The sequence below is a fragment of the Campylobacter showae CSUNSWCD genome (assembly GCF_000313615.1).
Lineage (GTDB): Bacteria > Campylobacterota > Campylobacteria > Campylobacterales > Campylobacteraceae > Campylobacter_A > Campylobacter_A showae_A.
The window spans coordinates 118,562-128,910 of sequence record NZ_AMZQ01000009.1 but is presented as its reverse complement, the minus strand read 5'-3'; the positions used below and the strand labels follow the sequence as shown (position 1 = coordinate 128,910).

Annotated in this window: 9 protein-coding genes; all 9 read right to left on the bottom strand. The window is 44.8% G+C overall.

Going from position 1 to position 10,349, the window contains the following annotated elements; translation table 11 throughout:
- Window positions 1–575 precede the first annotated feature (575 nt).
- The 9 genes from CSUNSWCD_RS07495 to CSUNSWCD_RS07455 all read right to left on the bottom strand — a co-directional run bounded on the left by CSUNSWCD_RS07495 (window position 576) and on the right by CSUNSWCD_RS07455 (window position 10,320).
- Window positions 576–989 carry a DUF5675 family protein gene (locus tag CSUNSWCD_RS07495; protein WP_009495313.1) on the bottom strand — a complete coding sequence of 138 codons (414 nt, stop codon included), beginning with the start codon at window positions 987–989 and terminating at the stop codon, window positions 576–578.
- A complete protein-coding gene (nrdD, locus tag CSUNSWCD_RS11310) occupies window positions 970–1,146 on the bottom strand; it encodes an anaerobic ribonucleoside-triphosphate reductase (RefSeq protein WP_009495310.1) in 177 nt (58 codons plus the stop codon). The genes CSUNSWCD_RS07495 and nrdD overlap by 20 nt, the downstream gene beginning before the upstream one ends.
- Window positions 1,143–1,508 (bottom strand): phage holin family protein, encoded by a 366-nt coding sequence (locus CSUNSWCD_RS07485; protein WP_051990314.1) that lies wholly within the window; start codon window positions 1,506–1,508, stop codon window positions 1,143–1,145. The genes nrdD and CSUNSWCD_RS07485 overlap by 4 nt, the downstream gene beginning before the upstream one ends.
- 103 nt (window positions 1,509–1,611) lie before the next feature.
- On the bottom strand, window positions 1,612–1,863 hold the full coding sequence (locus CSUNSWCD_RS07480) for a hypothetical protein (RefSeq protein ID WP_009495303.1): 252 nt from the start codon (window positions 1,861–1,863) through the stop codon (window positions 1,612–1,614).
- Window positions 1,860–2,270 carry a hypothetical protein gene (locus tag CSUNSWCD_RS07475; RefSeq protein WP_009495301.1) on the bottom strand — a complete coding sequence of 137 codons (411 nt, stop codon included), beginning with the start codon at window positions 2,268–2,270 and terminating at the stop codon, window positions 1,860–1,862. The genes CSUNSWCD_RS07480 and CSUNSWCD_RS07475 overlap by 4 nt, the downstream gene beginning before the upstream one ends.
- Window positions 2,271–2,354: 84 nt before the next feature.
- The gene (locus tag CSUNSWCD_RS07470; RefSeq protein WP_009495299.1) at window positions 2,355–2,975 is read right to left on the bottom strand and encodes a DUF7338 family protein; all 621 of its coding nucleotides are present in this window, start codon (window positions 2,973–2,975) and stop codon (window positions 2,355–2,357) included.
- Window positions 2,976–2,978: 3 nt separating this feature from the next.
- Complete coding sequence (locus CSUNSWCD_RS07465; protein ID WP_009495297.1) at window positions 2,979–4,583, bottom strand: hypothetical protein; 1,605 nt, start codon at window positions 4,581–4,583, stop codon at window positions 2,979–2,981.
- A 71-nt stretch (window positions 4,584–4,654) separates the two neighbouring features.
- Window positions 4,655–5,452 (bottom strand): hypothetical protein, encoded by a 798-nt coding sequence (locus tag CSUNSWCD_RS07460; RefSeq protein ID WP_157788744.1) that lies wholly within the window; start codon window positions 5,450–5,452, stop codon window positions 4,655–4,657.
- Window positions 5,453–5,529: 77 nt separating this feature from the next.
- On the bottom strand, window positions 5,530–10,320 hold the full coding sequence (locus CSUNSWCD_RS07455) for a GumC domain-containing protein (RefSeq protein ID WP_009495293.1): 4,791 nt from the start codon (window positions 10,318–10,320) through the stop codon (window positions 5,530–5,532).
- Between the last annotated feature and the right edge of the window lie 29 nt (window positions 10,321–10,349).

Below are 10,349 nucleotides of genomic sequence, written 5' to 3'. Positions count from 1 at the left end.
TAAAGATATTAAATTTAGCGCAGTTTATTGTCGTAGCCAAATTTGGTTTAAATAGTTTCATAAAACCCCGATACAGGCTGGGCGAGTAAGCAATAAATCTTACGCTATACGCAGATAAAATCTTTAATAAATATTCAAAAGAGACGGAGGTGTCGCGAGAAACATTTGGCGCAAATAGGGCTAAAATTACGGACTATGCAAGCTAATCAAATTTCAAATCAAAGTTTGCGGTAGCCGTGCGAAAAATAATTAAAATTAAAGGGAGCGTCAAATTTGCAAATTTGGTTTTTAACAGAAGTTGCCCTAATGCTAAGGCGGGTGTTTTTATAAAATTTAAAGCGAACCGCGATGAAAGTTAGAAGCGGGAGGGCGGATTTGAAATTTTATAAAATTGCCGCCCCGCCGAAAATTTAAAATTTAGCGGGTGCGAGCGGATTACGGGCATGCGAGAAATCTATAAACCGCCAACTGAAATGAGAAAAAGAATTTCATTGAAATGAGAAAAACCGTAAAATCGCCAATTCTCATTTCAGTGAGACTTAAGTTATTCTCTAATGGTTAATCGGTGTTTAGAACTATCCAAATTCGTTTAAAATCTCCACCTCTAAATCCTTGCCCTGGATAAAACTAAGCAAAGCTTCTAGCGTTTTGACGCTCTCAAACACTCCCTCGTCGTTCGCCCATTTTCCGACCAAGATGCAGCCCTCGGTATGCTTTGGATAGTTGCCGGCATGTATCTCTATGTAGCGATCTTTCGGTACTTGCTCATTATATAGCACCGGCACCACGCGGTTAAATTTTGGCGACTTGTGCCAAACCACGCTATAAAGTCCCGCCGGTATGCGCCTATCTTTGCCCCTTGCAGTGGTATCTGGTCCTGCGGACTCTAGCGTATAGCCCGTCATCAGCACGGTATTTACGCCTACTAGCTCAAATTTGCCGATAGTGCCGTCATCGATGTTCTTGTATCTACGTATGATCAGTTTCATTTTTTATCCTTTCTTTGAATTTCACTCTTTCTTTATGCTCGCCCTTTTTGCCGACGTTAAAGCTCTCTACCGGGCGATGGTAGCCCATCACTCTAGTATAAACGACGCAGCGCGTGCGCTTTGCTTGCATACTCTCCAGTATCTCTTCATAGCTCATTTTAGCTCCTCTTCGTATTCGCTTTCGCTTTCGCTCTTTGCCAAGCTACCGCTATCTCCGCCTAGGCTTTCTATCTTTTTATTTGCCGCCTTGTCGATTTTGCGTCTGACCCAGTCTCCGCCCATAAAGGCGATGATGCCGCCTATGGCAAGAGAAAAGGGCGTGGCGTGCGAAATGAAAAATACTATCTCATACGTCGCCCAGCATAAAAACGCAGACGTTGCGGCCGCGGCTAAAAAGGCTTTCTTTGTTCTATTTTTCCTGGGCCTACCGTTCTCGTCGAGCAGTCCAAGCACCGCCCCGATAAAGCCTACAAGCACAACCCAAAATATATACCAGTACTCTTTGTCTATAAAACTCATCTGTCGACCCCGAATATGCAAGCCAGGATGAGCGCGCAGGCTATCTCGATCAGCCTTTTTTTGGTGAGCCTAAAGCTTCTAAATTTCCTCATGACTAGCTCGCTCATCTTTTCTCTCCTACGCACATCAAAAGTAGCCTCTCAACCTCTTCGTGATATGCCGCTACTGCTCCGGCGGTCGATGGATCGCTCTCGTCAAAGCTTGGCTTTGGCGGTAGTTCCACGTCGCAGCGCACGGGCTTATTCACGTCTTGGTACTGGGTGCGGGCGATGATTTGGGGCTCTTTGCCCGCGCAACCGCAAAGTATAACCGCGGCAGCGCAGATAAGCGTAAATTTAACCGCTTTGCTTTTCATTTCCCTAGCCCCCTAAATAGCCTCTCGTAATAGGCTAAGTTTTCCTCGCAGCTGCTATCCCTCGGCGGAGGCTCCATCTTCTCGTATTTGGCTTGTATCTCTTTTCTTAGCCCTGCCTGGCCTTGGCGGATATTTTTCATATCTAGAGCTATGCTTTTGATAGCTTCGTTTTGCGCAGAGATTTTGGAATTACATTCGCTTAAATTTGCCGCGTAAATTTGGCTTTCCGCCTCTTTGAGGGCTAGCTTCGTTTGCTCTTTTTCCAGCTTGTCTTTGACATCTTTGGTCTCGGCTTTTGCGCTTGAAACTGCGCCGTTTAGCCGCCAAATTTCAAGCCCTGCGCCGCCTAGAGCTATTAGTAAAGTGACACCAATGGATATTAGAAATTTGATATTTAAAAAGCCCATTTTACGCTCCTTTTAACAGTTTTATTGCGGCGGTGATGATTAGGATGGCCGTCGCGATAATCGCGAATTTCTTTGTCGATGCATTCATTCTTTGACCTTTCTCATGGGGTGAAATGCCCAAACCGTTTTAAGCACTTTTTTATCGCCGTCTTCGATAAACTCGTGCCAATTTTCGGGATTTGCGCCGGCTATATCCATCAGTTTCCAGCCGACATAGATTCTCGCGTAAAAGCGTTTGCACCACCTAATCGTGCGGTAGTATCCAAAACGCTCCCGTCCGTCTTTGAGGCGGCACTCTACCTTGCACCATGAGTTTGATGCGCCGCCGTTTGACGTGATGGACGGGTCTCCGAACGTTTTGATGGAGGCAGGGTCTATCTCGCTTGTCTTGACTCCGAGGTATTTGACGCAAAAGTAGCCTATTCTATTGCGCAAAAGCCAGCAAAGACGAGCGAAATAAGTGCGGTTTTTAGGCGGCGGGAAGTGATCCCGTCTCCATCCGCCGTCGCCGTTTATGGCCGCGCTTTGCCCGTCGTAGTAGTCGTCCGCATCCTCAAACCAGCGAAAACATCGCGGCAGATGATCGTCGCTCTCTTTTGCAAAAAGCAATGCGATCGGCACGACGAAAAAGGCAAGTATCTCAAGCGGAAGCTCGATGATGAAATTTTTGGCTACTTGGAGCCATTGTTTTGGGGTTGGTTTCATCGGCTACTCCTCGTTACTAAAAATTTCATACGGCAATATAGCCTCATAAAAGGTCCGCGGCTTGCCGTCGGCAGGCAATCGCGGTACGTATGCTATCCTTATGCCTTGCTCGGTTTCTTCTGCGCATAGAACGCCTACGGGGAGCCTTACGATTTTACCTTTTCCGGTAATATCGTACATGCGCGTATAGGTTTGGTCTGTACCGATATAAACATTGATTAAAAATCTAGTTCTCTGGGCTAGAAATAGTTTTTCATTGCTTTGCGGCATTATTGGTATAGGTAGTCGCTCTTTGTTTTTGTATAGAGCATAGCCACGTACGCTGCCATCCTCAAATGTCTCTAGATAGTATAGATCATCGTCTTTCTTATAATACTTGGTCCCTCTGTCATAGTAGTGAGAGCTGATGGGAGCGAGACTAATATACGAATCATGATAAGGAACCTGAGATATGTCTATAGGCCTTTTTGAAGCATTGCCGCCCTCGACTACGATTTTGTAGGCTTTAACCGTTTTTGCCGAATCATTCATTTCGATTAAGTAGTCCTGCATTATTACTACCGTACTATACGCGTAGTCAAGGTTTATGTAATTACCTCCGTTTACTCCTTTGATTTTTAACCCGGAATAGTGCCTTGTGACGGCGAATTTTGGATCTATAAAATGCATTCTTTCCATTTTATCAAGACTGTCCCCCATACTGCTATTTGTTTCGACCCACTCCTCGGTTTTTGTGTTGTATACATAAAAAAATGAGGATCTCCTAAAATAAAGCAGATCTCCGATTTTATACAAAAATAAAACTTCGGCGCTTGGGTACGGGGCGAGGTCTTGATGTCTTTTTAATATATTCTTGCGGTTTGGATTTTTTATTTCGTCCGATATGATAGTTCTGCCTGACCCCATTGCGCCTATATAAAAATATTTTCCGTTATCCACGTGCAAAACAAGATCGCTGCCTTCCACAAAAGAGTAGACCGAATTGCTCGTATCGTCTATTTTTACGGCTACGCCGTCTGCCGTAACGTCTTGCAAGAAATTAACCATAAAATCGAGATTATTTTGTTTTTTGACGATTTTCGTATTAAATTCGTTGAATTTCTCGATAGATAAATAAGCCGTATCGTGGTTGTGGTCTGTCTTTGAAAAATCGCTATCGATCTTTTTGCTCGAATACGTCAAATTCGTTCTTGTCTGCGTATCGTCTATAAACCCGTCTTTGCTGATTTTCTTCATCGCTTCAAGCGTATCCAGTGCATCAGCAAGCCCGTCTTTTATCTCGCTAACCGCCGTTTCGCTCTTTTTTGCATTGTTCGCACTCTTTGCAGCAGATTGCTTGCACTCTATGGCGTCATTTACGGCAGTGGCTAGGTTTTGAGCTGACAGGGCGGCTGCGTCTCTTGCTTGCCCCGCCTGCTCGGCACTGGCTGCGGCTGCCTCTTTTGAATTCTGGGCTGCATTTGCGTTGCCCTCTGCCTCTACTGCTAGCTCATTCGCCTCTGTCACGAATCTTGGCAAGCACGCTACAAACTCATCCGCTCTTGCGTCGAAATTTTGCGGATCACTCGTAGTTGGTGGTTCTTTGATCTTTGAAATTTGTTTTGCCATGTGTTATCCTTTTTAAAATTTAATATGTTGTTAAAGGGCGTTTAAACGCCCACCTATTGCCTAGCCTAAATTTAAACGACACCCTCGACATTTAAATTTAGGCTGCTTTTCTCCTCTCCCGTGACTTTGAATGAATAGTCTTTTATGAAGCCAAAGAGTATGAGGCTTTTGATGCCTCGATCCTTTTCATCCCCGATAAAGGTCGTAAGCTCTCCAAGGATAGCCATGAGCACCTGATCTTTGCTGTCGATCTGCTTGGTATCCACGACCACTGCGGTGTTGAGATACTTTGCAGCCCTGCCTTTGAGTATTGATATGTCGCCATACTCGTTCTTTTGCTTTTTGGAATAGTCAATCGCTCCAAATTCACACCCAAGCTCAGTGTATCCGATGAAGACCTTTTGACCGATGCTAAGATGACCCAAATTTGCTCCGAATTTATTTGGCGTGAGTGTCACTTCAAACTCGCCAAAGAGCATAGGGACATTCACGATGGTGTCTTTTTTGAATTCTTTTCCATTCTCAAAAAAGAATTCCCACCAGCTCACGCTTGATTTTTTCAGGAGCTTGTCTTGATAGATCTGCTTGCCGTCTTTTTTGATCGTGAGCGTGTCTGCGTCTATGTTGAAAAACGACAAACAATTGATACGCTTTCTTTGCGTATCTATCTTAAAAATTAGCGGCGAGCCGTCCTTTTTTGTGGTCTGCGTGTTTATGAAGCTATCGATCATTGCATTTTTATTTATCGCACCCACGTTCGTGAAATTTTTTATATCGCGATCTGGTGGCTCTTGCATACTTGAAATAGCTTTTGCAGCCTTATATTTTTGCTCGTTGTAGATGATCACTTCATCCTCTGCTACGTTCATACCCTTGCTATATTTTCTTTCCCTGTCAGCTGGCGCGTTTGTTTGCGTCAGCGTAAAATTGACTTTGCTTAATACTGTCATGACACCACCCTCACGAGCTGCGCTCCGTTGTCGTTTGACTCTCTTTGCCTCATATTTACCTCCCTTAAATTTCTCTCGATATTTGTTACGAGTTTTTCGATACGTTCTGTTATTGCTGCAAGCGCTCCTATCGCTCCATCCATATCTACTTTTACACCACGTCCGTCTTTGAGTGGTATGACTGCTTCGTCATACCCAGCCTCTCCTATGAGAGCACGGGTCGGGCGTGTGACGATACCACCATCCGCAAAGGCTTTGTAACCTCTTTTCTTGCTCCATTCAAGCCAGTCAGATCTGTCGTTTGAGCCTGTGATATTTCTTGCAGTTTGCTCGATTTGGGCTTTGAGCTGTTCTTTTGATAGATTTTCAGCCCTTGCTTTGACTACCCAAGCATCAAGCCCAGCTTGTTCTACGCTTCTGCCTATGGTTGAAAGGTAGATACTGTTGATGTCTTTTTCTAGCTGATTTGTGAGCAATGCTCCGTTTGCTGTGGTGGCAGTAGTGGCGATATTTGAGATAGAGCCTCCGCCATACGCTGGGGCTTGCTTGCCTGAGAGTATGGCGTCTTTGACTGCTTGAAGATAGGCTGCTATTGGACTTCCTTCACCAAGAAGCTTCCAAAGCGTATTGATTTGATTTTGAGCGTCTATTTCTAGCTGTTTCTTTTGCTCATTGAGAGCTGCAAGCTGGCTTTCATAGCTATTGTTGGCACTATTTAGAAGCTTATCAAGTCTTTTGATCTGCTCAGATATATCTTGCAACGACGCACCCTTTGCTACGCCCTCGACCTCATTTGCCATTTTTAGCATGCTGTGATGATAATCGGCGTAGGTTGCAGACGTATCTTTTAGGTATTGTTGCTGTTTTGTGATAGCAGAATTAAGCTCGTCGTATGCTTTGGAGTCATATTCGCCTTTTGCGTATGCCTCGCGTGCCCTTTGAAGAGCTAGCATATAGTTGATTTGGCTTGTTGTATTGTCAATGACCGTTTCTCGAATCTTGGTAGCCATACTGGCTAGCTTCTCGATAGCACTCTTTTGCAGATTGAGGTTTGCGAGCTGTTGTTTTTGAATTTCAAGCGTGCTTTGAGCTTTTTCAGCCAGTTTCAAAGCTTCGATCTGCTTCATCACTCCTTGAAGTCCGGTGAGGGATTTGAGCCACACCTCATTGCCGCCATTTGCAGTGAGTAAATTCTTATGCTCGGTGATCAGATTCAAAAATTCCTTGCGTAGCTCGGTGTTGCCTTGCGAAAGAAATTCCTGCATCTGCTGGTAGCTCATCCTGAAAAAATACTCCGCCCACACCTTCGGATCAGCGGTGCTACCTAGCTTTGAGACCTCATTTAGGCGATCTTTGCCAATGTCGCCAGCAAGGCTGCCCGAAAGAACTCTAAATTTTGTATAGATGTTTTGCAAAGTAAGGATGGTCGTATCACTACCCACGGCTTGATAAAAGCTACTTTGGGTTTGAGCGATTTGCTGTGAAAAGCTGATAATAGCTTTGGTGTAGTCATCTTGGGCTTTTTTGGCTTGTTTGTAGGCTTCTGTAAGTGCCTGATAGCGATCCACGCTCTCTTTTGAAAAGTCGCTTTTGAGAGCCTCACGATATGCTTTTTCGATCTGTTTTGCCATATCTTGACCGACGAAGTCAAAGTCGTTGCCAAGCGCACCTAAACCAGAATTTAACGTTTTAAGTGCATCTATGGCTTCGTCTTTGGCAAATTTCATCTTTTCAAGCTCGCTACTTAGACTTTCAAGTTTTAGAGCTTTGATGTTTGAATTTATCTTGCCGACATACTCCGCAAGTAGCTCATAGGTCTCTTTTTTGTCCTTTTTTGCCTGCTCCATCCAGTAGCGGTATGTTTTTTCAAGCTCCCCTTCGTTGCCTCCAAAGCTTAGAGCCTTATCAAATTTTCGCCCCATCACCCCAGCAATGAGCGCACCGCCAAAGCCCTCATCTATGAGGGTTCGCTTATTATACGTGCGCGCTGGCAAGGTAAAATCACCGCCAGTAAATTCCTTCAAAAGTGTGGATGTGGTGCGGACATAGCTAGATAGCATTTTCACTGTTTCGCTATCTATCGGCGAGGTTTGATTTGAGGTGCTCTTGCTAAACCAGCTTTTTTTAGTTTTTTCCTTCCAGTTATTGACGTCTTTGCTATCAAGCCCTTTCATCAAGCCAAGATTTAAATTTTCGCCTACCTGGTAGCCCCAGTCGGTAATCTTGCTTTTTCCTATCATACCACCGATCGCAAGCACGACAGCAGCCGCTATCCAGCCCCATACTGGCACAGCTGAAAGCGATCCAGCAAGTGCAGCGTATCCACCCACAGCAGCTCCAGCTACCATGCCAGTTTGAGGAGCATAGGTGTTTGCTCCAAACATCTTATCTAGCCCACTTCCGATACCATATCCCACAGCCCCGCCAACAAGCGCACCACCAGTAGCAGCACCTGCGCTGTAATATGGACTGCCATAGCCACTGAGTGCCGCTTGTGCTGCACCGCGTCCAGCTGTGCCGCTAAGCATCGAGTTTGTGCCAAAGAGTGAATTCACGCCTCCACCCATGCCATTGAAAAACGCCCCTGAGCTTGTCCAACCGTTGTTCATCAGATAGCCGCCTATGCTTGAAAACGGCGAGCCAAAGCCTTTGGTAAAGGTGTCATAAGCTGTTTTGAGGTTTGAAATGGATGAGAGTAAATTTGTCGTACCTTTATCCAGAGCAGAAGCACCGCGCAAAATTTGCCCTGTGCTTGAAAGCTCCACATCAGTGCCGCCTACTTGACCTGAAAAGCCACCGCTATCATTTTTTTTCAGTCCAAGATCAGCGGCAAGCTGTGCTAAATTTGAGCCACCACCCAAAAATGAGCCAAAGCCACCAGCTAGCCCTTGTGCTAGCGTGCGTGCGTAAGGGCTGATGAGATCACGCATGAGGTTTGTGCCGATGTCTTTGAGCGCGGTTTTTAGGCTTTTCGTTTTTCCTATGAAAAAGTCAAAGAAACCATCCTCGACAGTCTTTGACATCGTCGATACTGTATCAGCCCAGCTGTTTTTGATGTCAGAAAAAGCTGTTTTTGCCGTCTTTGTCAAAGGCTCGAAGTATTTTTTCTTTTGAATTTCGAGGTATTTTTTCGCGTCCTCTTCCGTGAGCTCTAATTTTTTGATTTCTTCTTTATATTTTTTGCTTTCGATCGCCCACGCTTTTTCGTATTCGCCGATAGCTTCGTAGTATTTTTTCTCAAGCTCTTCGCGCTCTTTAAGAAAGCTTGCATGCTCTTTTAGCACTTTATTTGCTTCCTCAGTTTCTAAGATGTCAAATAGCTTCGCCTTTGCTTTGGCAGCTGTTTTTTTATCAATGCCAACTTTTAGCCACTCTTTTTCTTTATGCTCGATGTCATCAAGTTTTTTCTCATATTCGCTCATACCAAGGCGTGCGATTTCTCGCAAGGCGTTGTTGTATGAGCTCATATCCTTTGAGGCTTTTTTGGCAGCTTTTGCTACGGGCTCTATCTTTGGTGGCAAGCTTTGCAAAGACTCACCGACATCTTTTGTGGCAGCTCTGGTCTCTTTGGCGGCGGCACGGGTGTTTTCTTTGATTTCATTAAATAGATCTTTTGCAGCTTGTGCAGCTCTTTCTTGCGTATCTTCTACGGATTTATACGCCTCCATAATGCCACTTGAAATATTGGTCGCAAAATTTACGCGCCCAAATGTGGTCTCTCCATCCCAAAGCCAAGCTATGCTATTGTATGCTTCTTGTGCGTTTTTGATGACGGCGTTGATCTTGTTTTCGATGATGAGAGTGAGCACATCGAAACCGCTTAAAATAGCTGTCGGGATAGCTAGGAGCACCTTTGCAGCTGTGGCGCCAATATAGAGGATGCCAGAGCCAATGAGTTGAAATGATCTAAAAACATCCTCTCCAAATTCTATGATGTCATCTTTATGATCTTTTATAAGTTTGCCAAAGTCATTAAGGCCTTTGGTGACAGTTTCAAACATTGGCTTAGTTAGCTCACGCGCTATCTCAGTGATTTCGTTTTTAACCCCACCAAGGGCTACTTCGTAGCTATTTCCTGCTTCGCCGCTAAGCTCTTTAAATTTAGCCAGCTTTTCAATGAGATAGTCATACACCTGCCCGTTTTCATTTGCTTTTTTGAGTTCTTCGTTGGTAAGCCCAACTATTTTCATGAATGAGCCCATTTCGGAAGCGGCTATGACAGTGCCAGTAGCTAGACTATCCATCATAGGGGTTAGATCGTTGATGTTTTTGCCCACAGCTTGCGCGGCAAGTGCGATACTATCCATCGCTTGCACCGCTTTTTCACGGCTACCTTGCCCGGCAGATGTAGCATAAAACATGTTAAACGCCCCGGTGATCTCTTCAAGCGTAAATTTTGTTTTTGCGTTGGTTTCGTTTAGCTGATTTAGAATTTTTTCACTTTCAGCCATACCTAAATTCCATTTTTCATGAGCGTCTAAAACGCGCCCCATAGAACTTACGTTTGAGGAGTTGGCGGCAATGAGACCAGTTAGCTGAATTTGGAGATTTTCAAAGCTTTTGTTTGCTTCAAAGCCGGTGCTTACGAGATCTTTGAATGCAGCCGTGAGAGCCGCAACCCCGCCTATTTTTAAGGCGAGCGCGGCAAATGAGTCTTTTAGTCCAGCAGTAGCGGTATCTGCTTTTTTGACATTTTTGGCTAGATCTTCAACGTCAGCTTTGGCGGCTTTTAGCTCTGTCGTTTCGCCGTTTATGGTGATGGTTATCTTTACGTCGTTATCTGCCATTTTTCCTGTTACCTAATCTGCCATTAAAA

Excerpts from the sequence above, each read along its gene's own strand:
- CSUNSWCD_RS07460 (WP_157788744.1), bottom strand. The coding sequence starts at position 5,452 with ATGAACGTAGCAGAGGATGAAGTGATCATCTACAACGAGCAAAAATAT.
- CSUNSWCD_RS07465 (WP_009495297.1), bottom strand. The coding sequence starts at position 4,583 with ATGGCAAAACAAATTTCAAAGATCAAAGAACCACCAACTACGAGTGAT.
- CSUNSWCD_RS07455 (WP_009495293.1), bottom strand. The coding sequence starts at position 10,320 with ATGGCAGATAACGACGTAAAGATAACCATCACCATAAACGGCGAAACG.
- nrdD (WP_009495310.1), bottom strand. The coding sequence starts at position 1,146 with ATGAGCTATGAAGAGATACTGGAGAGTATGCAAGCAAAGCGCACGCGC.
- CSUNSWCD_RS07485 (WP_051990314.1), bottom strand. The coding sequence starts at position 1,508 with ATGAGTTTTATAGACAAAGAGTACTGGTATATATTTTGGGTTGTGCTT.
- CSUNSWCD_RS07475 (WP_009495301.1), bottom strand. The coding sequence starts at position 2,270 with ATGGGCTTTTTAAATATCAAATTTCTAATATCCATTGGTGTCACTTTA.
- CSUNSWCD_RS07470 (WP_009495299.1), bottom strand. The coding sequence starts at position 2,975 with ATGAAACCAACCCCAAAACAATGGCTCCAAGTAGCCAAAAATTTCATC.
- CSUNSWCD_RS07495 (WP_009495313.1), bottom strand. The coding sequence starts at position 989 with ATGAAACTGATCATACGTAGATACAAGAACATCGATGACGGCACTATC.
- CSUNSWCD_RS07480 (WP_009495303.1), bottom strand. The coding sequence starts at position 1,863 with ATGAAAAGCAAAGCGGTTAAATTTACGCTTATCTGCGCTGCCGCGGTT.